Below are 23,433 nucleotides of genomic sequence, written 5' to 3'. Positions count from 1 at the left end.
TTCGCGATAGTTCACACTGTGCGGCAGCTCAAAACACTGTTCCGACATCCTCTTTCACAATGTAGTCGAGTGCCCGCTCCGCCACGGCAGCGATAGTCATCGACGGATTGCACGCAGCAGCATTACCCGGCATCAAGGCACCGTCAAGCACGTACAGTCCGCGCTGGCCCTGCACGCGACCTTCGAGATCGCAGACCGTTCCCATGCATGCGCCGCCGAGCGGATGCCACGTCGACGACAGCAGCGCATTCGTGTCGGTGAGGATGCCGGTGTTCCCGGCGATCTTGTGGGCGGCCGGCCCGATGTGGCCTAGCTGGATAGCAGAGTCGCCGTCCTTCGGCCAACGGAGCACTGCCTCGTCCCGCGCGGAGTCGTACACAAACCGGCCTCGGTCTCTACTGACACCGAATCCGACCATCACCGTGCTGTGCGCATCGAACGGCACCGGCGGGAACGACGCCTGAATGAGGGTGAACGCCGAATCCGGGTCGTCCCAGTTCCGGCTTCCGTAGACAACCGGGCCGCCTTGGGTGCTACCGAAATTCTCAGTGGGGTCGGACCAGATGTAGATGCGGTCGGCATTGGTGCCCCAGCCGCCGCCCAACTCGCCGGGCAGATCGGGAATCCGCCCCTGCGCACCGGCCCGCACGAGCAACTTGGTCGTGTTGGCGCTGCCCGCGGCCATGACCAGTGCCTTTGTCGTCAGGATCTTGTTCTCGAGCACCTGACCGGCTGTGTCGGTGCGGTTCACATATACCCGCCACCGGCCGTCTTCCGCGCGCTCGACGTCGGTAACCTGGTGCAACGTCTCGACTTTCACCAATCCTGTGGCTTCTGCGGCGGCGATGTAGGTGACGTCTACCGAGTGCTTACCGCCGTTGTTCACGCCCAGTGCGCCGTCGCCGTTGGTGTACGAGGCTTTCATCTCACCGCGCAGTTCGGCCAGCGCAAAGTCCCAGTCGATCGGCATCGGGATTTTGGACACCGGAAGCCCCGAACGCGTTGCATTGCGGGCGAATACACGGGCTGCCTCGTAGTTCGGACTCGCAACCAACTCGTCCGGCGCTACTGCGAGTTGCAGCATGGATGCCACGCGCTGATAGTGGACGCGATCCATCGTCGCGTAGTCCAACTGCTCGGGAAAGTGCTCGTTGAAGACGGATTCGGCAGGTTGCAGCGTCATACCCTGATACACCAACGATCCACCGCCAACGCCGGCCGCGCAGATCGATGTCATGTTCTCCCCGGACACCGTCTCGAGCAACCCGACGTACGGCTCGAAAGCAACCGGTCTCCCGAAGAGCGTCGGATTGGACTGGTGCCACAGGATCCGTTTGTCAGGACTGGCCGGATGGGGAAATGTCTCGGCGTTCGGGCCCGACGGCCACCGAATTCCCCTCTCCAGCACCGTAACCGGAACGCCCGCCTCGGCCAGACGAAGCGCGGTCACGCCGCCACCGAATCCCGAACCGATCACGACAACGCGGTGTTCTTCGCGGGTGAGCGGCACCCCGACGGTTCTGGCAGCGGTACCGGCATCGGCCCGGGCAACACTCGGTATGGCCACTGCGGCCATTGCCGCGGCGGCTCCGGACAGAAAGGCTCGCCGTTTCAGTGCAGACATAGCTGTGCTCCCTTGGTGAATCGCCGATGTGCCGGCGGCGAAAACTCACGGGGCACCAGATAATCAGGGGGAAGTGCCTAGTTCCGTATGGACAAAACAACCGAGCGAGTCCAAAACTAGACACTTACCGGAAAAGTGTCAAGAAAAGTTGAAGAGAAAGCTGATATCTAGGCTGTGGAACCCATTGCGGGTTGAAGCCAGCGGGTGAGAAAGGTTCGTAAATCGTCGTCGGAGTGGATGGACTCACTGTCGAACGCGATGACCGACAAACCCAGTCGAACGGAAATTTCGATAATGCCGTCCAACTCCTCCTCGGTTGCGAGCCCTCGCTCGACAATGGGTGAAAGAAACTCGTGTGCAACAGGTTTGGCACGTACCATCATCTCCGCCGAGAACACCGGATCACCCCGCTCGGCAAGCAACAACGTCGTCAGCACCGGGTGCGCCCGCACCTCGGCCCGCGACGCCACGATGAATTCGACGACGTATTCGCAGGCGCTCTCCACAGTAGCCAGTCGAGCCTTGATACCACTCAACATCTCGACAGTAAGATCGGACATCGCCTTCGACACCACTTCTTCACGGGACCCGAAGTTGGAGTACACAGTCTGGCGCGACACACCGGCTTCATGAGCGATCGCCGCCATGTTGACGGCCTCGAACCCGCCACCCTCGATCAGTCGAAGCGTGGCGTTCAAGATCTTCTGCTGCGACCGCACCGGACAATTATCGCCTATTACTACCCGATTCACCCAAACCAGGATTGCAACAAGGCCGCAGGTCACGACGATTTTCGAACCACTCGTGAAGATTTTCGGGCGAAATCACACGTTCGTGACCCAGTTCACGAAATTATGGGCTATGTTGTTACTCGCCGGTAGCTCATAGGGGTGAGCTCCGCACCACACCTTCCGAGCACTGCCGAGATCGATTGCCGCACCTATGCGTACGGCGTTCCGATCCGGCACGCGGGACTCTGCCGAGGACCGTCTTTCACACTTCTTTCTGTCGATCGCAGCAACTCGTGCGCTGTCGTCGACACGCATCGAGAGGCTTCCATGAAGAAGTTGTCCGCAGCATTTCGGCGCACGTCCACTCGACGACTCCGGATGGCCACATTGGTCGGCATGTCCGTCGTCGCAACATCGCTCTGCACCGTCACCGCGATCAACCCGGCCGCTGCCGCTCCGGCGATCCCCGAGTTTTATCAACCGCCGGCGGAATTCCCAGAAGTTCCCGGAAGTGTCATTCGCACTGAGCCGATGACCCTGCGGGCATCACTACCCCCGTACAACGGTCCGTGGCCCGCGCCGGCGCAACGAGTCATGTACACATCACGACTCCAGGACGGCACGCCCGCCGCGGTGACGGGCACCTACATCGACTCGTCGAAGCCGTGGCAAGGGACCGGCGAGCGACCAACCGTTGTCATCGGACCGGGCACGATGGGCCAAGGCGACCAGTGCGCACCATCGCGTGCCTTTCCCGACGCACTGCTGATCCAAACCGATCCACTGTCCATGTCCGCAAATCAGGAACTGTTCTCCGCCGGAACCTGGAATGCATTGGGGGCCCGCGTTTTTGTCACCGACTACATCGGTCTGGGCACCCCCGGCGTCCACACCTACGTCAATCGAATCGAAGAAGCACACGCAATGCTCGACGCCGCCCGGGCGGCGAACATTCTCAGTGGAACCGGCTCCGACACTCCCTTGGCTTTCTGGGGATACTCGCAGGGCGGCGGAGCGGCTGCAGCAGCGGCCGAACTCCAGCCGAGCTACGCACCGGAACTCAATCTCGCGGGAACCTGGGCTGGCGCTCCTCCCGCTGATCTGCGATCGGTACTCGGACAGATCGACGGCAACCTGATCGGCGGGGTCGTCGGATTCAACATCAACGGATTGCTCGCGCGTTATCCTGACCTGAATACATCGCTGGACAAGCGAATCACGCCGCAAGGGCGCGCGGTTCTTGATCAACTGTCCACCGAATGTGTCGGCGACATCATCGTGAAACACCCCTTCATGCGCACCGACGCACTGACGGTCGACGGCCGGCCCCTCCTTGCACACTTGGACGAGATCCCTGAAGCGGCAACGATTCTCGATGAACAACAGGTCGGCAACCTGACGCCTACGTCTCCAGTTCTCGTGACCAGCGGAATCAACGACGACACCATCCCCTATTCCCAGGCTCGCAGCCTTGCGCAGTCGTGGTGCTCACGCGGTGCCACGGTCACCTTCAGAACCAACGACCTGCCACCGATCGCACCCGGTACAACCTTTGTTAACCACTTCGGTCCGGAAATCATCGACGGATTCGGCCCGAACAACGCATTCGACTACCTCCGCGATCGCTTCAATGGAGTACCGGTGAGTGGATGCCAGTTCGACTGATCCCGAAGAGGTCGCTCTCAGGCCGCCGGAACAGGTTAGGCTTTCCTACATGAAAACTACCGTTCGCGGATGGGCAGCACTGGGTCTGGCTGCACTCACCGCCACCGCACTCGTAGCCTGCTCATCCGATTCGGACTCCTCGTCTGCTCCGGCGAACTCGGAGGGTTTCCCGGTCAGCATCGACAACGTCTTCGGCACCACCACGATCGAAACCCAACCGGAACGGTTGGTCACCCTCGGCTGGAACGCTCAGGACATCCTCTACGCCCTCGGTCTCACTCCGGTCGGACAGCCCAAGTACACATACGGGGCCGACGACAACGGAGTGATGCCGTGGGCACAGGAATACTTCGACGTTGACAAGACCACGCTGTTCGACATGCCGGCCACTGGCGAGCCGCCCGTCGAAATCGTGGCTTCCCTGACTCCCGACGCGATCCTTGCCCCATACGAAGGATTCGAGAAATCGGTCTACGAACAGCTGAGCAAGGTTGCGCCGACTGTCGCCTATCCCGGCGATGCGTGGCAGACAACCTGGCAGGACCAGACACGCATTGTCGGAAAGGCCGTAGGCAAGCCGACCGAAGCCGACGCATTGATCGAGGGCCTCGACACCACTCTCGCCGACACTGCCGCTGCGCATCCCGAATACGCCGGAAAGACCATTGCCGTCGTCAACTTCGACACCGACGCCAGCAACGTCAACGTGTACCTCCCGACGGATCCCCGTGTGCAGGTGTTGAACGAACTCGGGTTTGTCAACGCTCCCGGCGTCGAAAAGCTCGGCGCTGCCAATGCCGGTGGATCGTTCTTCACGACGCTCTCCTACGAGAACATCGCCGACATCGACGCCGACGTGATTGTCGGCTTCACCGACGGAACCACCGACCCGGCAAGCATTCCCGCGGTCAGCGCACTCGACGCCGTCAAGCGCGGATCGACGGTCTTCCTCAGCGACACCAGAGTCATCGGCGGCCTCAGCAACGTCAACGTACTGAGCACCCCGTGGGTCCTCGATCAGATCACGCCGTCGTTGACGGAAGCTGCCAACCGCGCCGGCTGACAGTAAGTAACCGCCGCGTGTCGGTGTCACGACCTAGGCTCTGCGCATGGCTGAACTTGCTGCTTCCGTGACCAGAGTTGTCAATGCACCCGTGGACACCGTGTGGCAGGTCGTCACCGACCTCGACGGCGCGGTCGACACCCTCACCGGCGTAACCCATATCGAACGGCTTGCCGGTGAGGGGTACGCCGTGGGCACCAGGTGGCGTGAAACCCGCAAGCTGATGGGCAAGGAAGCATCCGAGGAAATGTGGGTCGTGGAGGTCGAGGCGCCCATTCGCACTGTGGTGAAAGCACATTCGAATGGCATGGACTACACGTCCGGATTCACGCTGAAGCCCGCACCCGGCGGCACGCTCCTCGAAATGAACTTCGCCGGTGTTTCCGAAGCCCAGTCGGCCGTGTCCAAAGTCCTCGGTGCTGTATTCGGGCGCCTCGGGCTTCGAATCACCCGAAAGATGATGGCTGCGGATCTCGCGGACTTCGCCGCAAAGGCCGAACGGATCGCATCAACCTGACGCGCGATCGGCGTCGCCGATGAATGTCCCGAACAACTCAGGTGGATAACAAGACTCGACTAACCGCCAAATCGCGCGTGGTGGGCGTAGCGTCCAGAGTGCTTTTACACGCGGACGACGCAGCGGGGCATCGTTCACTTGGCCCGGAGGGGGCAGGAATGGCATTCAGCGGTACCACCGACAGTGGCGGTTCCGGCGCTACACGCGCCGCCGTCGGACATGCAGTTCTCTTTGCCGGCGCTGCCGCGCTCGGCGGATTCCTGTTCGGATACGACACAGCTGTCATCAACGGAGCCGTCGGAGCGATCCGCGACAAATACGACATCGGCGCAGGTGCCACCGGCCTGACCGTGTCCCTGACCCTGCTCGGCGCAGCCTTGGGCGCTTGGATAGCGGGGTCACTAGCTGATCGACTCGGTCGCATCCGCGTCATGCAGATCGCGGCAGTGCTCTTTGTTGTCGGCGCCGTCGGTTCGGCCGTTCCGTTCAGTGTCTACGACCTGACATTCTGGCGCATCGTCGGTGGCGTCGCTGTCGGTTTTGCGTCGGTGATCGCGCCGGCATACATCGCGGAGATCTCGCCAGCCGCTATCCGCGGCCGCCTCGGTTCGATGTATCAATTGGCCATCGTGCTCGGAATTGCGGTGTCACAGTTGGTCAACTACGCCCTGCAAGCCGCTGCCGGTGGCGCGCGCAATCAGATCGCGGGCCTCGAAGCCTGGCAGTGGATGCTGATGCTCGAGGCAGTACCTGCACTTCTGTATCTCGTGATGACCACCACGATCCCGGAGTCTCCGCGCTTCCTCGTCGCTCAAGGCAAGGATGATCGGGCGCGCAAGATCATCTCCGACCTCGAAGGCGGCGAGCATGACGCCGTCACCGGCCGGATGAACGAAATTCGCGAGTCTCTCAAACTCAAGCAGGCCAAAACCACTGTGCGCGAGCTCTTTTCGAAGCGCCTCGGTGTCTCGTACCTGGTCTGGCTCGGCATCGCCTTGGCAGCACTCCAGCAGCTGGTCGGAATCAACGTCATCTTCTATTACTCCAGCACGCTGTGGCAGGCCGTCGGATTCGGCGCAGACCGCTCGCTCCTGATCAGCGTCGTCAGTGCGCTGGTCAACATCGTCGGCACCTTCGTCGCGATTGCCGTCATCGACCGCGTCGGGCGAAAGCCGTTGCTGCTGGTCGGTTCCGCCGGTATGGCAATCTCACTCGGCACCGCGGCTATCTGTTTCCATTCGGCAACAGTGACAAAGAACGAGATCGGCGAATCCGTCGCGACACTCAGCGGCGCCAACGCCACCATCGCCCTCATCGGTGCAAACGCGTTTGTGTTCTTCTTCGCGCTGTCATGGGGACCGGTCGTCTGGGTCCTCATCTCCGAGATGTTCCCCAACCGTGTGCGCGCCACCGCAGTCGGTCTCGCCACTGCAGCAAACTGGGTCGCCAACTTCCTGGTGTCCTGGACCTTCCCGTCGCTGGCCGATTGGAATCTGTCGCTCACCTACGGCGGCTACGCGGTAATGGCACTGCTGTCCCTGTTCGTGGTGCTGAGATTCGTAAAGGAAACACGAGGCAGCACACTCGAATCGGTGCAGTAATTGCAGCACCAGCTCAGATACGTATCGGCACTGCTGGGAAGCAATTTCCAGCAGTGCCGATCTGTATGAAGCGTTACTCAGCCTTGGGCAGGGGCGTCGCCACGTGCAGGCGCATCCCCGTTAACGTGAACCGCGGAGCCACCCATGCTGGCCACCCAACCGGTGATCTTCAGGGACAGATCCTGCGCCGTCAGACCCAGTTCCTGATGGATGGCTTCACGGGAGGCGTGATCCAGGAACTGCTGCGGCACACCCATGTCGCGGCACGCGGTGTGAACACCCGCAGCCCGCAACGCTGCGGAAACCGTCGATCCGATACCGCCGTGCACCCCGCCGTCTTCGAGGGTGACAACCAGCGCGAACTTGTCGGCAATCTTGACCAGCGTGTCCGAGACGGGCAGAACCCAACGCGGATCGACGACAGTCACCGCGATGCCCTGCTTGTCGAGACGATCGGCGATCGCGAGGGCCAAGGAGGCAAATGGACCGACGGCAACGAGGAGCACATCGCCGCGATCGCCGTCGGATTCACGAAGCACGTCAATTCCGTCGAGCCGCTTGATCGCCGGAATCCCCTCGGGGACAGCACCCTTCGGGAACCGAACGACGGTGGGACCGTCGTCGACCTTGAGTGCTTCGTCCAATTCTTCACGGAGCGTGACGGCGTCACGTGGAGCCGCAACACGAATTCCGGGAATGATGCCGAGCAGTGACAGGTCCCAAACACCGTTGTGGCTGGCGCCGTCGACCCCGGTGACGCCGGCACGGTCGAGAACCACCGTGACCGGCTGCTTCAGGAGCGCAACATCCATGAGCAGCTGATCGAAGGCACGGTTGAGGAAGGTCGCGTAGATAGCGACCACCGGGTGCAATCCGCCGAGCGCCAATCCAGCTGCCGACGTCATCGCATGCTGCTCCGCGATACCGACGTCGAACATGCGGTCGGGGAACTTCTCCGCGAACGCGGCCAGGCCTGTCGGGCCGGCCATCGCGGCTGTGATCGCCACGATGTCCTCGCGGCGCGAAGCCTGCTCGATCAACTCGGCGGAGAAAACTGATGTCCAGTCGAGTGCCGGCGTCTTGTCGGAGCGACCGGTCACGGGGTCGATGACCCCGGTTGCGTGCATCTGATCCGCGATGTCGTTCTCGGCGTGCGCGTAACCGTTGCCTTTGCGGGTGACGGCATGAACGATCACCGGTCCGCCGTATGCCTTGGCCCGGCGCAACGCCGATTCCATGGCCTGCTCGTCATGGCCGTCGACAGGGCCGAGGTACTTGATGCCGAGGTCGGTGAACATGACCTGCGGGCTGACCGCGTCCTTGAGACCGGCTTTCATTCCGTGCAGCACCGAGTAAGCAGCGCGACCCACCCAGGGAAGCTTCTTGACCATCCTGCGACCGTTGTCGAGGGCCCGCTCGTAGCTCGGGGCGGTACGCAACGCAGAAAGGTGATCGGCGAGTCCGCCGATGGTGGGCGCGTACGAACGACCGTTGTCGTTGACGACGATCACCACCGAGCGATCCTTGCCGGCCGCGATGTTGTTGAGGGCTTCCCAACACATACCGCCGGTGAGCGCACCGTCACCGACAACGGCGACAACGTGTCGATCTTGACCGGTCAGCGCAAACGCCTTTGCCAAACCGTCGGCATAAGACAGTGCAGCTGACGCGTGGGAGGACTCGACCCAGTCGTGCTCACTTTCGGCCCGGCAGGGATATCCCGACAAACCACCCTGCTTGCGCAAGGTCTCGAACTGATCCTTGCGTCCGGTCAGGATCTTGTGGACATACGCCTGATGCCCAGTGTCGAAGATGATGGCATCTTGCGGAGAATCGAAAATTCGATGCAGGGCAAGGGTCAGCTCGACAACCCCGAGATTGGGGCCGAGGTGACCACCGGTGGCAGCGACCTTCTGCACCAGGAACTCACGAATCTCGTCAGCCAACTCCGAAACCTCGGCGTGGCTCAACTGACGCAGATCGTCAGGACCTTGAATGCGGGCAAGAACACCCAACGAGATCGCTCCTTCCGTGCTTCACAGCTGCACCGGTGCGCGCCGCGGCTGTCTGTACGACAGTTCTGTCAGTCTACGGAGCGACTCAGCGAACCGACACGCGGACTCGGCGGTATTCACCTATAACTTCGAGTTACAGCACCACCGGGGCGGCGGTCCGTGACTGCAATCACAGACAAAACGGATGGCCGGTCTTGTAGACATCCGCTCGGCGACCACAAATTGTGGAACTCGTCCGCCTACAGTCATCCTATGGGAAACGTGGTTGACGATCTGATCGCCCGAGTCTTCGACGACGTCCGATCACTCGATGCCGGAGAAGTCGCCGACTACATACCCGAACTTGCTGCCGTCGCCCCCGATTCGTTCGGGATCTGCCTCGCCACCATCGACGGATACGTCTACGAAATCGGCGATTCCCGGCATCCCTTCACGATCCAGTCGATCTCCAAGCCGTTCACGTACGCACTCGCTCTCGCCGATCGCGGTGCCGAGGCCGTCGACGCCAAGATCGACGTCGAACCGTCCGGTGAGCCGTTCAACGAGATCAGCCTCGATCCCCTCACCGAGCGACCACGGAATCCGATGATCAACGCGGGCGCGATCACCGCGGCCTCGCTGGTGACGGGGGCAGATCAAGCAACCCGCTTCGAACGAATTCGCGCAGCATATTCGCGTTACGCAGGCCGGGAGTTGCCGTTCAACGAAGCCGTCTACGAATCCGAAGCGCGCACCGGACATCGCAATCGCGCGATCGGACACATGCTGCGCTCGTTCGATGTGATCTCCGGCGACCCCAACGACGCCGTCGACCTGTACTTCCGTCAATGCTCCATCGACGTGACGTGCCGCGACCTGAGCCTGATGGCCGCGACGATGGCCAACAACGGCGTCAATCCGTTGACCCGCGAGCGCGCACTCACCGCCGTCGGCGTCGAACAGGTCCTCAGCGTCATGTCGACGTGTGGAATGTACGACGGCGCCGGGAAGTGGCTGGTCGAAGTGGGGTTACCCGCCAAGAGTGGCGTCGGCGGCGGCGTCATGGCAGTTCTTCCCGGGCAGATCGGGATCGCCGTCTACTCCCCCAGACTCGATGCTCACGGAAACAGCGTTCGTGGTGTGGCCGCGGCAAAGGCGCTGTCCAAGGAGTTGGAACTTCACTTCCTCCATGTGACGCGTGCGTCGAGGTCGTCGATCCGCGCGCGATACAACGTGACTCAGGCTCCTTCCCGAGTCAGGCGCACACCCACCGAACAGGCTGTTCTCGAAGACGTCGGCAAGCGGAGCCGGATCTACGAACTGCACGGCGATCTCCTGTTCACCGGCGCGGAGTCCGCCGTGCGCGAGATCGGTTCGGTGGACGAAGGACTCGAAGTGGTCGTGATCGACGTACGACGGGTCGACGACGCGAGCGACGTGGCGATTCGCATGATCACGGCTCTGCGGACCCAACTGGCCGACAAGGGTTGCGCCGTGGCATTGGTGGATCCGAGCGGGCTTCTCGGACAGGCAAGTTCGAGCATCAATCCCGCGCAACGCGGCGGACGGGTTTTTGCCGACCTCGACGCGGCGATGGCGTGGTGCGAGGACGCTCTCCTGACGCTCCACTGCTCACAGCAGCGTCAGCCGGCGAGCATGTCGATCGAGGATCACCCCGTCCTCGACGCGTTGTCACCGAAACAGGTGTCTGCCTTCGTGTCTCAGCTCGAGAGCCGAACGTATGCCAGGGGCGAAACTATCGCCCGCCGCGGTGATGCGGCGTCAGGGTTCTATTTGATTCTGCAAGGACAGGTCAGCACGACGTTCACCGACGTTCAAGGCCTCACGCACCGGATCGCGACGTTGTCCGCCGGAATGACGTTCGGCGAGATGACGATGTTCCTGAACTCCCGGTTCCTCAACGACGTCCGGGCCGACACCACTGTGGTTGTGGCTGTCCTCACGACTGCGCGGTACAACGAACTGACCTCTGCGGCACCGGAACTCAAACTTGCGCTGCTCGAGAGCCTGGCATCGGGCGCGTACGAACAACTCGACATGACCTTGCGCAGCGTTATCGGCGCAGGACGCATCTGATCGGAGAAGCCCCATGACCTTCACTCATTCGGAACAGTCGGACGCGACCAGCGTGACGGTCAGTGGAATCGGCCGCGCAACAGCCACTCCCGACATTGCCCGGTTGTCGATTGGCATCTCGGTGACAGACCCGGCAGTTGCCGACGCGTTCGGTGCCCTGGCCAGGCACTCGACCGCATTGACGGACGTACTGCACACACACGGCATCCGCGGAGCCGACCTCGTGACAACAGGATTGAGCATCCACCCGCAGACTCAGTGGGTGGACGGCGGCCGAGCAGAAACCACCGGTTTCACTGCGTCGACGACATTTCGAATAGTAGTGCGCGAGTTGAGTGCGAACAGCTCGCATTCTCCCGCCGCCGTTATCGCTGATTGTGTGTCCGCCTCCGGCGACGCGATCCGACTCGACAGCGTGGCATTCGACCTCGAGGATCGAACGGCGCTGGCCGAGCTCGCCCGCGAATTTGCCTGGGCGTCAGCACAATCAAAAGCCGCACAGTTCGCGGCCCTGGCACGGAAAAATCTGGTCGACACCCTCGAGATTGTCGAGGGCGCCGACCAGATGGTCCCGGTGCACGGTGTATTTGCCGCGGCTCGGGCAGATTCTGCTCCGCTGGCCGTCGAACACGGTGAGATCGAGGAAACGATCTCGATCCGTGTTCGATGGTCTATGGCGTGATCAGCGTGAAGCCGACTTTTCGAGGTTGACCTCGTCCGCCTCGGGTACAACGATGTCGATCGTGGTCCGCAGTGCCCGGTTCGGGATGAAGGAAACCGCTACCAAGGTCACGATGGCAACAACGGCTGCGACCAGGAAGATGCGTCCCGTTGCGTCGCCGTACGCGAATCGAACGATCTGTCCGACGAAGTCGGGCATGTTGTTCAGGTCGAGTCCGTCCTGCAAGCTCTTGCCTGCAACCATCTGCTGCTCGGGCGGCAGTGCGGACACGGATTCCTTGGTCAGGGTGCCGACGCGACTTGCCAGGATGGAACCCAGTACCGACACGCCGATCGCACCACCGAAGGTACGGAAGAACGCAACGATACTGCTTGCCGCGCCGATGTTTTCGACGCTGACGGTGTTCTGGACCGCGAGCACGATGTTCTGCATCAGCATGCCGGTACCCAAACCGACGATGGCCATGAAGATTCCGATGGTCCACAGGTTGGTCGCGTGGTCGATCGTCGAGAGCAGACCGAAACCGATGAGCAGCAGCACTGCGCCGGAAACAACGAACGGCTTCCACTGACCGAATTTGGTGATCATCTGACCCGAGCCGACCGAGGCGACGAGCATGCCTGCCACCATGGGGATGGTGAGCAGTCCGGCTGCCGTCGGATCGAAACCGCGAGCTGTCTGGAAGTACTGCGTCAGGAAGGTCGTCGCACCGAACAGGCCGACACCCACTGCGACCGACGCGATGATTGCCAACGCGGTGGTGCGCTCGGTGATGATCTTGATCGGCAGGATCGGATCCTTGACCTTGGATTCGACGAACATCGTCAGAGCCAGCAAGGCAAGTCCGCCGAAGACGAAGTACAGCGACTGCATCGAGAACCAGGCGTAGTAGTCATCCTGACCGGCGAAGGAAACCCAGATCAGCAGAACGCTGACACCGGCGGTGAGCAAGGTGGCACCCAACCAGTCGATGGAGACGTTTTCCTTCTTCTCGGTCTCGATGTGCAATGTGCGCTGCAGGAGGAACAGTGCGATGACTGCCAACGGAACACACACGTAGAAGCACCAGCGCCAACCGACCGTGTCGACAATGACACCGCCGAGAACGGGTCCACCGGACATCGAGACAGCCATGGCAGCACCCATGTAGCCGGAGTACCGACCACGATCACGCGGCGGAATGATGGAGCCGATGATGGCCACGACGAGGGCAGTCAAACCACCCATGCCGATGCCCTGAATCACGCGGGCGCCAAGAAGCAGCGGCACGTTATGCGCTGCGCCGGCGATGATGGAACCGACCACGAAGATCACGATCGACGTCTGGACCAGCAACTTCTTGTTGAAGAGGTCAGACAATTTGCCCCAGATGGGCGTCGACGCGGCCGTCGCGAGCAGTGCCGCCGTGATGATCCAGGCGTACTGCGTCTGCGTTCCGTGCAATTCACCGATGATGGTCGGGAGAGCCGTCGAGACGATGGTGCTGCTCAGCAGCGCGGTAAAGAGTGCCGCGATGAGTCCGGTGAGGACTTTCAAAATTTCGCTGTGCGTCATCGCACCGCTCTCGGTACTAGCCCGAGTTTCTCCAACTGTGGCTGACATGTGCTTATCTCCCAATAGTTTCTACGCCCGCGACCGGCAAGGCCGGGTGCGGGACTGCAGGTGAGGCCTGACGATGGAGCGCTGCGCCGAACGTCTCGTTGAGACGTTGTAGCGATGACACTGCGGCCATGGCCTCTTCCTGGCTCCAGTCTTCGAGCATGCTGCGCAATCGCGCCGCTCGCCGTTGTTTCGTTTCCTCGAGAACGCTGTGCCCCTCGTCCGAGACCCGGATTCGGAACGCTCGCTTGTCTGCGGGGTCGGGACTTCGCTCGACATACCCGGCATCCACGAGATCGGACATCTGCCGACTGAGCGAGGACTGGCTGACACAGAGGTCTACTGCCAGCTCGTTCTGTCTGCACTCCCCTTTAGCTGCCAGCATGAACAACACACTGATCAGCGCCGGGGGCAACACGCTTTCAGCGCTGTGCGTCACCACGGCCCGCAAGGATCTGCCGAACAGGAAAACCGTGTCGACAAGAGCTTGGGCCGTATCCGGCTGCACTGACATTGAGAACCCCTGACAACGATCTACGCGAAAACTACTTGCAGAACGCAACTATACATTTAGTTGCATAGCTCAAGCAACCTCTGGCGACGCGATAAGGGTCACACCCGATTCGGGAATCAGCTAACCGACAGCGATCAGACCCTGACAGTACTCAACGCTCGAGCAGAGCTATGCATTCCACATGATGTGTTTGGGGAAAGGCGTCGAAGGCACGGAGTCCACCGATGCGGAATCCCTGCTCGAGATACAGACCGATATCCCGGCCGAACGATGCCGGATCACACCCGATATGAATCACACGTTCGGTGCCGGTCGACGCGATCGCCTCCACCACCGGTCGGCCGGCGCCCGCTCGCGGCGGATCGAGAACAATCACACCCGGCGCGGAAGACAATGACGCGCTTGCGACGATCTTCTCCACCCGGTCAGTGTGGAATCGGACCTGCTCCAGATCGGACAACGCTGCCCGGCCGTCCGATGTTGCCCGCGCCGACAACTCCACGGATTCCACGACACCATCCGGTCCGACAAGATCGGCCAGTACCGCCGCGAACACTCCGACCCCGCCGTACAGATCCCACGCGGTAGCACCGGAGCCGACACCGGCCCAGTCCCGCACAACCTCCGAATATGCTTGCGCGGCACCACGATGCGCCTGCCAGAAGCCCGTCGCGGACAATTCCCACTCGCGGGTTCCCACGCGCTCACGCACGGTGTCATTACCGATCGCAACACGAGTTTTCCGCGGGCCGCTGCTCGCAGCACGGCGAGCCGTCGCCCCGCGCCGACCGGGCGCACGGCGCCCCGCCTTCGCGATGGTGGGCGCACTGATCTCGACCACATGCCTGGCACCGGTGGCGTCGAGGACCACCTGCAGTTCACTGCCCGGAGACCACTGATCTCCGGCCAATCCGTCGTAGGCACGTTCCTCGATCTGGGTGCATCGCAGGTCCGTGACAATGCGATTGCTACGAAACGCGTGGTACCCCGCCTCACCGTTTCGGTCGACGGCGAGCCGAACGCGAGTCCGCCACCCGGTGCCGTCGCCGGTGCCCGGCAGTTCCTCAACCTGCACGTCGCGTTCGACGCCGGCCAGTCTCTGCAATTGCTCGGCCACCACCAGAGATTTCATCTCTCGCTGGATCTGCAGATCGGCATGCGAGTAGTCGCAGCAACCTGCTCCTCCGGGTCCGGCGATAGGGCACGTCGGGTCGATCCGATGCGGCGACGCCTCGAGAATGGATACCGCGTCGGCGCGCGCAAACGATCCGCCCTTGTCCTCGGTAACGCGAACCAGTGCCCGCTCCCCTGGCAAGCCGTGACGGACGAACACCACACGCCCCTCGTGGCGGGCAACAACAAACCCGCCGTGACCGGGCTTGCCCAGTTCGGCCTCGAAGGTCTGCCCGGTCCAATTCTCACTCAACGAACTACGCCTGCCGTTCCATTTTCTTGATCAATCATTTTTCTCCGGCGTCGTAACCACGACGAGTAGCGCCGGCTGTCTTCTCGATATCGAGGGGTTTGGCCTTTGCCGACGAACTCAACTGCCACGGAACACTCGTCACCATGACGCCGGGCTGGAAGAGCAAACGGCTCTTGAGTCGCAATGCGCTCTGGTTGTGCAGGATCTGCTCCCACCAATGGCCGACCACGTACTCGGGGATGAACACGGTGACCACGTCACGGGGTGCGTCACGTCGCACTCGCTTGACGTAGTCGAGAACCGGCTTCGTAATTTCGCGGTACGGCGACTCGATCACCTTGAGCGGCACAGTCACGTCGCTCTTCTCCCACTGCCGAACGAGCGCGCGGGTGTCAGGTTCGTCGACGTTGACGGTGATTGCCTCGAGCGTGTCCGGTCGTGTTGCTCGCGCATAGGCCAGGGCGCGCATCGTCGGCATGTGCAGCTTCGAGACAAGCACAATCGAGTGCGTGCGGCTGGGAAGCACACCGTCCCACTCCTGCTCCTCGAGTTCGGCGGCAACGCTGTCGTAGTGGCGTCTGATCAGCTTCATCACGCCGAAGATGGCCACCATCGCGACGATTGCGATCCAGGCACCCGCTGCGAACTTGGTGATCAGAACGATGATCAGCACGGCACCGGTCATCGCGAGACCGATCGAGTTGATGACCCGTGACCGCTGCATACGAGCGCGCTGCGCCTTGTCCGTCTCGGACTTCAGGTGGCGCGTCCAGTGCTTGATCATGCCGGTCTGACTGAGCACGAACGAGACGAAGACACCGACGATGTACAGCTGGATCAGCTTGGTGACCTCAGCGCCGAAGATGACCACAAACGCGATGGCTGCAGCCGACAGGAACAAAATGCCGTTGCTGAATGCCAGGCGGTCGCCGCGAGTGTGCAACTGACGCGGCAGATAGCGATCCTGAGCCAGGATGGATGCGAGGACGGGGAATCCGTTGAACGCGGTGTTCGCTGCCAGCACGAGGATCAGCGCGGTGACAATCGCGATGAAGAAGAATCCGATCGGGAATCCGTTGAACACAGCTTCGGCGATCTGCGCGATCAGTGTCTTCTGGTGGTAACCCTCAGGAGCGCCGACCAGCTGTTCTGCCGGATTGTGGGCGTAGACGATGCCGATCTTCTGAGCCAGGATGATGATGCCCATCAGCAAGACGATGGCGATCGAACCGAGCAGCAGCAAGGTCGTGGCAGCATTGCGCGACTTCGGCTTCTGGAAGGCCGGCACACCGTTGCTGATTGCCTCGACGCCGGTCAGCGCGGCACAACCCGAGGAAAACGCGCGCGCGATCAGGAACGCGAAGGCAATTCCGTACAGATGCGAGTCCTCGGCATTGAGTGTGAACGACGACGATTCCGCGTGAACATCTTCACCGAGCACGTAGATCCGGAAGAACCCCCACGCCAACATCAAGAACATCCCGACGATGAAGGCGTAGGTCGGAATCGCGAATGCAGTTCCCGACTCCCGGATGCCGCGTAGGTTCACCGCCGTCAGCAGGACGATCGCCGCCACCGCGAACAACACCTTGTGCTGAGCAACGAACGGCAGTGCCGAACCGATGTTGGACGCCGCTGACGAGATCGATACAGCAACAGTGAGCACGTAGTCGACCATCAGCGCGCTGCCCACGGTCAAGCCCGCTGTCGGCCCGAGATTGACCGTCGCCACCTCGTAGTCACCACCACCGGACGGATACGCGTGGACGTTCTGGCGGTAGCTCGCCACCACGACAGCCATCACAATGGCGACCGACAGGCCGATCCACGGCGTGTAGGCGTACGCCGAAATGCCCGCAACGGAGAGAACCAGGAAGATTTCTTCGGGGGCATAGGCAACGGACGACATGGCGTCGGACGCGAACACAGGGAGCGCAATCCGCTTGGGTAGCAGCGTGTGCCCGAGTTTGTCACTTCGGAACGGCCGGCCGAGCAAGAGCCGCTTGGTCGCGGTCGAGAGCTTAGACACGTCCAAAGCGTAAGCCGTCGAGCCTGAAATGGAGTCATCCGCCGTAGAACTGCACCGTCATCCCCGCAATCACAACGGAATTGCGCCAGTCGAGACTTGCTCTTCCCGCTCAGCGATGTACGGTTCGTTTCGGCGTGCAATCGCGTCGAAAGTCCATGAACGGAGTAGGTCGTGTATGTCGTCATCATGGGATGCGGTCGTGTGGGATCTTCCCTCGCCGCGTCCCTGACCAGGATCGGACACGAAGTTGCGGTCATCGACCGCGATCAGAGTGCATTTCTGCGTCTCGACCATGATTTCCCGGGAACCACAGTCCTCGGCATGGGTTTCGACCGCGACGTACTGATTCGATCAGGCATCGAGCGCGCCGACGCCTTCGCGGCAGTCTCGTCGGGTGATAATTCCAACATCATCGCGGCCCGGGTCGCGCGCGAGACTTTTGGTGTCGAACGCGTCGTCGCACGAATCTACGACGCGAAGCGCGCCGCTGTGTACGAGCGCCTCGGCATCCCCACCGTGGCAACAGTTCCATGGTCGACCGACCGGTTCCTGCACACGTTGACCAAGGAAAGCCAGACGGCAAAGTGGCGCGATCCGTCGGGAAACGTCGCGATCACCGAACTTGCGCTACACGAGGATTGGGCCGGTAAATCCATCTCGGTTCTCGAAGGCGCGACCAATTCCCGGGTGGCATTCATCATCCGCTTCGGTACCGGCGTTCTCCCCGATCGCAAAACCGTCATCCAAGCCGACGACCAGGTGTACATCGCAGCGGTGTCCGGCACCGTCGCCGAAGCGATCGCACTTGCCGGCAATCCGCCTCCGAGCGACGACTGAGGCGGCTGCTATGCACACGTCACACCCGACCGCACTGCCCGAAAACATGATGCACCACAACGTGATTGGAAGTTCCAGGTGAAGGTCGCCATCGCCGGCGCAGGTGCCGTAGGTCGCTCCATTGCGCGCGAGCTGATTCGCAGTAACCACGACGTCATGCTGATCGAACGCAAGATCGAACACGTCGAACCCGAGTCAGTGCCCGAAGCCACCTGGGTACATGCCGATGCCTGTGAGCTCAGCCGACTCGAGGAGGCCTCGCTGGAGGAGTACGAGGTGGTGATCTCCGCAACCGGTGACGACAAAGCCAACCTCGTACTGAGCTTGCTCGCAAAAACGGAATTCGGCGTGCGCCGCGTTGTCGCCCGCGTCAACGATCCGCGAAACGAATGGCTGTTCGACGAGTCGTGGGGCGTCGACGTCGCCGTTTCCACCCCCCGGATGCTGGCATCGCTGGTCGAAGAGGCCGTCTCGGTCGGCGACTTGGTCAAACTCATGACTCTGCGTCAGGGGCAGGCCAACCTCGTCGAGATCACCCTGCCAGACAACACTCCCCTCGCCGGCAAGCCCGTCAAGCGGCTCGAACTCCCCCGAGACTGCGCGCTCGTGACGATCCTGCGCGGAGGCCGCGTCATCGTTCCCGAACTCGACGACCCGATCGAAGGCGGCGACGAACTTCTTTTCGTCGCGGCTATCGACACCGAGGACCAGCTCCGAACGGCGCTGCGTCTCGACGCCTGACACCGACATCACACAACGAAAGGGATAATCATGGCCGCTGCACCCGAAAATACCGTTGTCGTCGACAATCCGGCTCAGAGCCGCTTCGAGATTCACGTCGACGGCGAGCTTGCCGGGATCGAGGACTACACCACTGCCGGCGACGTGCTCTCGTTCAATCACACCGAGATCTATCCCCGTTTCGAGGGATTCGGATTGGCAGCAATCCTGGTGAGCGGCGCACTGGACCAACTGCGATCACGCGGGCTGAAAGTACACCCGGTGTGCCCGTACGTCGTGAAGTTCGTCGGCAAGCACCCCGAGTATCAGGATCTGGTCAGCTGACGTCGCGCTGATCCGGCTGATCGCCTGGCTCCTCGCCTACCGCTTCGATATCGCTCTCGGTAGGCGGGGGCTCGACAATCCGATCTGCCTTGCGCACAGCCCAAATTGTGACCACAAACGCCAGGCCGGCGAGCGGCCACCCCATCGCGATACGTGCCACCGCGAGCCAACCCGTGTGATCTGTGTCGTACAACTGCGACTGCACGACGTACCGGGCGCCGAACACCAACGCCCATGCCGCGGTAGCGATGTCGTAAGCCCGCACCGCGCCTTTGTGTCGACGCCACAGGTTGCCGTGACCGTTGAGAAAACCCCAGATGATGCCGACCAGGGGCCAGCGAATCAGTATCGACACTACAAATGCGGCACCATAGGCGAGGCTCGTGTAAATCCCGAAGAGGAAGTAGCCCTTCGCATCTCCGGTGCGGTGCGCGATGAACGCCGATACGGCGACACCGAGAACGCCTGAAATTGCCGGCTGGATCGACTCTTTACGGAAGACGCGCCACGCTGCGATCAGCACGGCCACGCCCACTGCCGCCCAGATGGCAGCGGTGAGGTTCCAGATGCTGTTGACCGGAACAAAGATCAGAATCGGCAGCGACGTGTAGACGAGACCACTCACTCCACCGAGTTGGTCCATCACCGATTGCTGTTTGGGTTCGCTCACCTGTCGAGGGTGCCACACGCGCCGCGTTATGCGGCAAATGCGCTGTGTCTGGTCCTACGGCTGCGGCTACTCGCCGCGCAGCTCGTAGTACGGATTGAAGATTGCCTTGCGCCCGTCCCGCTCGCCGACGCGGCCACGGATCAGGATGGTCTTGCCGGTCTCGATGCCCGGAATGCGGCGTCGGCCGATCCAGACGAGGTTGATGACCTCGGTGCCGTCGAAGAATTCCGCTTCGATACTGGCATTGCCCGACTTCGGACACGCGTCGACGCTACGGAGTCGACCCTCCATCGTGACTTCTTCACCGCGCCGACAGTCGCATGCTTTCCGGCCTCCCACGGCCTCGATGGACTCGGTCATTTCCTGTGCATCCAACTGATCGACATCCTCGGTGAGGCGACGAGTCAGTCGGCGAAAATATCCTGCGGCGGCGGGTGCCATTGCGCGCTCCTGCGAACAAATGTGACGCACGGGTTTCGCGTCACGGAAGGGCTGTGTGTTCGCCACTGTAGCCCCATTACGAGCGGGTAACCACACCGGTCGATCGGTGATCTCGGGGCACCAGGCAAGATCAGGTAATGGCGCTCACACATTCACCGTCCGTTGCCGTCGTTCTCCCTGGTACGGGCTCTGACGCACACTTCGTGGACCACGCGTTCCGCGGGCCGCTCAGCGCTCGAAGTGTGCGCACCGTCGCAATCGAACCGGACCCTCGGCGTGTCGTCGGCAGCTACCTCGACGCGATGGATGCCGCAGCCACCGAATACGGGAAAATCCTTGTCGGTGGTGTGTCCATCGGTGCTGCCGTCGCCTTGCAGTGGGCAGCGCTCAATCCGGACAAGACGTCGGGAGTATTGGCGGCGCTGCCACCGTGGACCGGAGCACCCGATCACGCACCGGCAGCGGCGAGCGCACGGTTCACCTCGTCACAGCTGCGCAGCGAAGGTCTGGAATCGGTCATTGCAGCGATGCTCGCCTCCAGCCCGGCCTGGCTGGGACACGAACTGGAACGTTCGTGGCGTTCGCAGTGGCCGGATCTGCCGGCGGCTCTCGACGAGGCCGCGACGTATTACTCGCTGACCGAAGCAGCTCTTGCGGAGATCGACGTTCCGGTCGGAATCGCGATAGCGCTCGACGATCCGGTTCATCCGGCGACCGTCGGCTACGAATGGGCGGCCGCGCTCCCCCGCGCCGAAGTGGGCACACTCGAGCTCGACCAGATCGGCCACGACGCCGCGATACTCGGGGCCACCTGCCTCGAGGCGCTCACGGCGGCCGGATTCTCTCAACCGCCGCGAGCGCCTGAAGTAAACGTGAGTTACTGACCCAATTGCTGCATGGCAGAACCGGATTCGCCCCGGCGCTGCGGCGGGACCGGCGGCGTGGGCGGCTGTTGCTGCACCTGCTGGCTCGCAGCGATCTGCTGATCGACTTGTTGCTGAGCTGCGGCCTGCTGCTGCGCGACCATCTGCTGCTCATGCGCGGCAGCGAGCTGCTCGGCCAACGCCTGCGGCAGCACCACCGGCAGCGGAGTCCGCACCGGATGTGGCTCCGCTCCGCGATTGACGACGGTATCGCGCAGAATGTCGCGCGCAATAGCAACCAGCGGCGCGCCGGCGGCTGTCGATCCACTGGGACCGGCCACAACACACCGAACCATCCACCGCGGACCGTCGACACCGATGAAACGCAAATCCATGGCAGCGGTCTCCGCGACCAGTTCGCGACCCCACGGACCGTTCTCGATGCTGACCGGCGAATTGTCGTCTCGCAAGGACTGCGCCAGTTCGGCGACAACCTCACGCCACTGGCCAGGCGATTTCGGTGCCGCGTAGGCGGCGACAGTGACCCGTCCGTGTTCGGTGACCAGGTGCACGGCCTGGGGTGACCCGTTTGGCGCCATCTCCACCTGCAGTTGGCCGCCAGGAGGCATCGGAACCAGAACAGAACCGAGATCGAGTCGCTGACCGTTCCGACCGGCAGTCGGATCGTCGGACTCGATGTCCGCGATGTCGTACGGGCCCTCGGACTCTTCGCTCACCGTGTCGTCTGCGTCGTCGGATTCGTCGACCTGGTCGACATCCTCGTCCTCGAAGAAACCTGTCGGTTCCTCGTCTACATCTGACTTCTTCTTACGTCCGAACATGTTTCAGACTCCCTCTACGACAGGACTCACACCTGCATCGGTGTCGAGTATCGCGTGTCCGCCGCTCGAACCATATCCACCGGTACCTCGGGCGGTGTCGTCGAGCGACTCCACTTCCTCGAATACCGGCAGTTCGACGCGCTGAACCACGAGCTGCGCAATTCGGTCGCCGCGACGAATCTCGACCGCTGTGTCCGGGTCGAGATTGATCAGACACACCTTGAGCTCGCCTCGATAACCTGCATCCACGGTGCCCGGCGCATTCACGATGGACAAACCCGATTTTGCAGCAAGTCCGGAACGCGGATGGATGAGTCCGACAGTGCCGACCGGCAAGGCAATCGCAATACCCGTACCAACGAGGGTACGGCGGCCGGGCTCGATAGTGACATCGCTGGTGGAGCACAGATCCACACCGGCATCACCGGGATGTGCACGCTGCGGAACCGGCAGGTCTGGGTCCAGTCGCTTCAAGGCGATGGAGAGATGATCGCTCACGTCGGCCAAGACTACTCGGCGCAGACTGGAGAGAGGACTACTGGGCGCGGAGCACCTAGAGGACCACTGCGCGAGACGGACTATCCTTGACTCGTGCCCGAAACATCTCGACCTGACGTCGCTACCACAGCCCCTGCGTCCACGACGCTCTATTCCGAGCGCCTCTGGCTGCCCATCGGGTGGTGGATCGCCGGAATCGCCGTGGCCGCGCTCCTGGCAGCGGAAGTCCACATGGGGCGCCCGGGCCTGGTGTCGCTGCTCGCGTACGTGGTGCTGCTACCCATCCCGATCTGGCTGTCGTTCTGGCTCAGCCGCACCCGCGTCGAGGTTGTCGAAACCGGCGGGGTCAAGGAATTGCATGTTGGCCGAGCGCACATTCCAGTGAATCTGATCTCACGCGCCGCTGCTGTACCTGCTTCGGCAAAGAGTGCCGCGATGGGTCGCCAGCTCGACCCGTCTGCTTTTGTCCAGCACCGACCGTGGGTCAAGACCATGGTCTTGATCGTCCTCGATGATCCGGAAGATCCGACGCCGTACTGGCTCGTGAGCTCACGTCGACCCGAAGCACTGGTCAAAGCTCTCAGCGAAGACTGAGCAAAGTAGTAGGCGGTCTCACGACCGCCTTGATCCCTCGGTCGACCCGAAGACATCGGGTCGACCGTCGGGACGCAATGT

22 protein-coding genes are annotated in these 23,433 nt (G+C 62.0%); 11 read left to right on the top strand and 11 right to left on the bottom strand.

What is annotated here, in order from left to right:
- Positions 1-28: 28 nt before the first annotated feature.
- Complete coding sequence (locus tag C7T36_RS20675; protein WP_045067447.1) at positions 29-1,624, bottom strand: GMC oxidoreductase; 1,596 nt, start codon at positions 1,622-1,624, stop codon at positions 29-31.
- Positions 1,625-1,791: 167 nt separating this feature from the next.
- On the bottom strand, positions 1,792-2,343 hold the full coding sequence (locus tag C7T36_RS20670; protein WP_045067444.1) for a TetR/AcrR family transcriptional regulator: 552 nt from the start codon (positions 2,341-2,343) through the stop codon (positions 1,792-1,794).
- A gap of 339 nt (positions 2,344-2,682) precedes the next feature.
- Here C7T36_RS20670 and C7T36_RS20665 point away from each other — a divergent pair, with 339 nt between their 5' ends.
- The 4 genes from C7T36_RS20665 to C7T36_RS20650 all read left to right on the top strand — a co-directional run bounded on the left by C7T36_RS20665 (position 2,683) and on the right by C7T36_RS20650 (position 7,201).
- On the top strand, positions 2,683-4,020 hold the full coding sequence (locus tag C7T36_RS20665) for a lipase family protein (RefSeq protein ID WP_052683556.1): 1,338 nt from the start codon (positions 2,683-2,685) through the stop codon (positions 4,018-4,020).
- Between the two features lie 49 nt (positions 4,021-4,069).
- Positions 4,070-5,083 carry an iron-siderophore ABC transporter substrate-binding protein gene (locus C7T36_RS20660; protein WP_045067442.1) on the top strand — a complete coding sequence of 338 codons (1,014 nt, stop codon included), beginning with the start codon at positions 4,070-4,072 and terminating at the stop codon, positions 5,081-5,083.
- Between the two features lie 46 nt (positions 5,084-5,129).
- A complete protein-coding gene (locus C7T36_RS20655; RefSeq protein ID WP_045067441.1) occupies positions 5,130-5,600 on the top strand; it encodes an SRPBCC family protein in 471 nt (156 codons plus the stop codon).
- Positions 5,601-5,758: 158 nt separating this feature from the next.
- Positions 5,759-7,201 carry a sugar porter family MFS transporter gene (locus C7T36_RS20650; protein ID WP_045067439.1) on the top strand — a complete coding sequence of 481 codons (1,443 nt, stop codon included), beginning with the start codon at positions 5,759-5,761 and terminating at the stop codon, positions 7,199-7,201.
- Positions 7,202-7,278: 77 nt separating this feature from the next.
- On the opposite strand, the gene dxs is transcribed toward C7T36_RS20650, so the two are convergent.
- Complete coding sequence (dxs, locus tag C7T36_RS20645) at positions 7,279-9,216, bottom strand: 1-deoxy-D-xylulose-5-phosphate synthase (RefSeq protein ID WP_045067438.1); 1,938 nt, start codon at positions 9,214-9,216, stop codon at positions 7,279-7,281.
- A 252-nt stretch (positions 9,217-9,468) separates the two neighbouring features.
- Between dxs and glsA the strand changes: the two genes are divergently transcribed.
- Positions 9,469-11,292, top strand: coding sequence for a glutaminase A (gene glsA / locus C7T36_RS20640; protein ID WP_033234765.1), 1,824 nt, complete (start codon positions 9,469-9,471; stop codon positions 11,290-11,292).
- Positions 11,293-11,305: 13 nt separating this feature from the next.
- Positions 11,306-11,974, top strand: coding sequence for an SIMPL domain-containing protein (locus C7T36_RS20635; RefSeq protein ID WP_045067435.1), 669 nt, complete (start codon positions 11,306-11,308; stop codon positions 11,972-11,974).
- Here C7T36_RS20635 and C7T36_RS20630 read toward each other — a convergent pair whose 3' ends face one another.
- From C7T36_RS20630 to C7T36_RS20615, 4 genes are all read right to left on the bottom strand, one after another.
- Positions 11,975-13,576 (bottom strand): MDR family MFS transporter, encoded by a 1,602-nt coding sequence (locus tag C7T36_RS20630; protein ID WP_052683516.1) that lies wholly within the window; start codon positions 13,574-13,576, stop codon positions 11,975-11,977.
- A gap of 4 nt (positions 13,577-13,580) precedes the next feature.
- A complete protein-coding gene (locus C7T36_RS20625) occupies positions 13,581-14,087 on the bottom strand; it encodes a MarR family winged helix-turn-helix transcriptional regulator (RefSeq protein ID WP_033234768.1) in 507 nt (168 codons plus the stop codon).
- A 151-nt stretch (positions 14,088-14,238) separates the two neighbouring features.
- On the bottom strand, positions 14,239-15,513 hold the full coding sequence (locus tag C7T36_RS20620; RefSeq protein ID WP_045067433.1) for a class I SAM-dependent RNA methyltransferase: 1,275 nt from the start codon (positions 15,511-15,513) through the stop codon (positions 14,239-14,241).
- A 34-nt stretch (positions 15,514-15,547) separates the two neighbouring features.
- Entirely contained in the window at positions 15,548-17,542 is a 1,995-nt protein-coding gene (locus C7T36_RS20615) for an APC family permease (protein WP_033234770.1), read from the bottom strand.
- Between the two features lie 171 nt (positions 17,543-17,713).
- Here C7T36_RS20615 and C7T36_RS20610 point away from each other — a divergent pair, with 171 nt between their 5' ends.
- The 3 genes from C7T36_RS20610 to C7T36_RS20600 all read left to right on the top strand — a co-directional run bounded on the left by C7T36_RS20610 (position 17,714) and on the right by C7T36_RS20600 (position 19,444).
- Positions 17,714-18,379, top strand: coding sequence for a TrkA family potassium uptake protein (locus tag C7T36_RS20610; protein ID WP_033234771.1), 666 nt, complete (start codon positions 17,714-17,716; stop codon positions 18,377-18,379).
- A gap of 78 nt (positions 18,380-18,457) precedes the next feature.
- On the top strand, positions 18,458-19,120 hold the full coding sequence (locus C7T36_RS20605; protein ID WP_033234772.1) for a TrkA family potassium uptake protein: 663 nt from the start codon (positions 18,458-18,460) through the stop codon (positions 19,118-19,120).
- A gap of 30 nt (positions 19,121-19,150) precedes the next feature.
- Complete coding sequence (locus C7T36_RS20600; protein WP_033234773.1) at positions 19,151-19,444, top strand: GNAT family N-acetyltransferase; 294 nt, start codon at positions 19,151-19,153, stop codon at positions 19,442-19,444.
- Here the strand turns inward: C7T36_RS20600 and C7T36_RS20595 are convergent.
- Together C7T36_RS20595 and C7T36_RS20590 are read right to left on the bottom strand one after the other, a co-directional pair.
- The gene (locus C7T36_RS20595; protein WP_045067432.1) at positions 19,437-20,114 is read right to left on the bottom strand and encodes a DUF3159 domain-containing protein; all 678 of its coding nucleotides are present in this window, start codon (positions 20,112-20,114) and stop codon (positions 19,437-19,439) included. The two genes, C7T36_RS20600 and C7T36_RS20595, sit on opposite strands and share 8 nt — an antisense overlap.
- Before the next feature lie 66 nt (positions 20,115-20,180).
- Positions 20,181-20,555, bottom strand: coding sequence for an OB-fold nucleic acid binding domain-containing protein (locus C7T36_RS20590; RefSeq protein ID WP_033234775.1), 375 nt, complete (start codon positions 20,553-20,555; stop codon positions 20,181-20,183).
- A 137-nt stretch (positions 20,556-20,692) separates the two neighbouring features.
- Here C7T36_RS20590 and C7T36_RS20585 point away from each other — a divergent pair, with 137 nt between their 5' ends.
- A complete protein-coding gene (locus C7T36_RS20585; RefSeq protein WP_045067430.1) occupies positions 20,693-21,439 on the top strand; it encodes an alpha/beta fold hydrolase in 747 nt (248 codons plus the stop codon).
- Here C7T36_RS20585 and C7T36_RS20580 read toward each other — a convergent pair.
- The gene (locus tag C7T36_RS20580; RefSeq protein ID WP_033234776.1) at positions 21,433-22,260 is read right to left on the bottom strand and encodes a DUF3710 domain-containing protein; all 828 of its coding nucleotides are present in this window, start codon (positions 22,258-22,260) and stop codon (positions 21,433-21,435) included. The two genes, C7T36_RS20585 and C7T36_RS20580, sit on opposite strands and share 7 nt — an antisense overlap.
- A gap of 3 nt (positions 22,261-22,263) precedes the next feature.
- The gene (gene dut / locus C7T36_RS20575; protein WP_033234988.1) at positions 22,264-22,758 is read right to left on the bottom strand and encodes a dUTP diphosphatase; all 495 of its coding nucleotides are present in this window, start codon (positions 22,756-22,758) and stop codon (positions 22,264-22,266) included.
- Between the two features lie 93 nt (positions 22,759-22,851).
- On the opposite strand from dut, the gene C7T36_RS20570 reads away from it, so the two are divergent.
- Complete coding sequence (locus C7T36_RS20570; protein ID WP_033234777.1) at positions 22,852-23,352, top strand: DUF3093 domain-containing protein; 501 nt, start codon at positions 22,852-22,854, stop codon at positions 23,350-23,352.
- The last annotated feature ends 81 nt before the right edge of the window (positions 23,353-23,433 follow it).

This window comes from Rhodococcus sp. AD45-ID, assembly GCF_003023755.1.
In the GTDB taxonomy this organism is placed as follows: Bacteria; Actinomycetota; Actinomycetes; order Mycobacteriales; family Mycobacteriaceae; genus Rhodococcus_F; species Rhodococcus_F globerula.
This window is presented reverse-complemented; position numbering and strand designations above follow the sequence as displayed.

Coding starts and splice junctions, on each gene's coding strand:
- glsA (WP_033234765.1), top strand. CDS start 9,469: ATGGGAAACGTGGTTGACGATCTGATCGCCCGAGTCTTCGACGACGTC.
- C7T36_RS20590 (WP_033234775.1), bottom strand. CDS start 20,555: ATGGCACCCGCCGCCGCAGGATATTTTCGCCGACTGACTCGTCGCCTC.
- C7T36_RS20665 (WP_052683556.1), top strand. CDS start 2,683: ATGAAGAAGTTGTCCGCAGCATTTCGGCGCACGTCCACTCGACGACTC.
- C7T36_RS20625 (WP_033234768.1), bottom strand. CDS start 14,087: ATGTCAGTGCAGCCGGATACGGCCCAAGCTCTTGTCGACACGGTTTTC.
- C7T36_RS20655 (WP_045067441.1), top strand. CDS start 5,130: ATGGCTGAACTTGCTGCTTCCGTGACCAGAGTTGTCAATGCACCCGTG.
- C7T36_RS20650 (WP_045067439.1), top strand. CDS start 5,759: ATGGCATTCAGCGGTACCACCGACAGTGGCGGTTCCGGCGCTACACGC.
- C7T36_RS20660 (WP_045067442.1), top strand. CDS start 4,070: ATGAAAACTACCGTTCGCGGATGGGCAGCACTGGGTCTGGCTGCACTC.
- C7T36_RS20585 (WP_045067430.1), top strand. CDS start 20,693: ATGGCGCTCACACATTCACCGTCCGTTGCCGTCGTTCTCCCTGGTACG.
- C7T36_RS20600 (WP_033234773.1), top strand. CDS start 19,151: ATGGCCGCTGCACCCGAAAATACCGTTGTCGTCGACAATCCGGCTCAG.
- C7T36_RS20630 (WP_052683516.1), bottom strand. CDS start 13,576: ATGTCAGCCACAGTTGGAGAAACTCGGGCTAGTACCGAGAGCGGTGCG.
- C7T36_RS20580 (WP_033234776.1), bottom strand. CDS start 22,260: ATGTTCGGACGTAAGAAGAAGTCAGATGTAGACGAGGAACCGACAGGT.
- C7T36_RS20635 (WP_045067435.1), top strand. CDS start 11,306: ATGACCTTCACTCATTCGGAACAGTCGGACGCGACCAGCGTGACGGTC.
- C7T36_RS20675 (WP_045067447.1), bottom strand. CDS start 1,624: ATGTCTGCACTGAAACGGCGAGCCTTTCTGTCCGGAGCCGCCGCGGCA.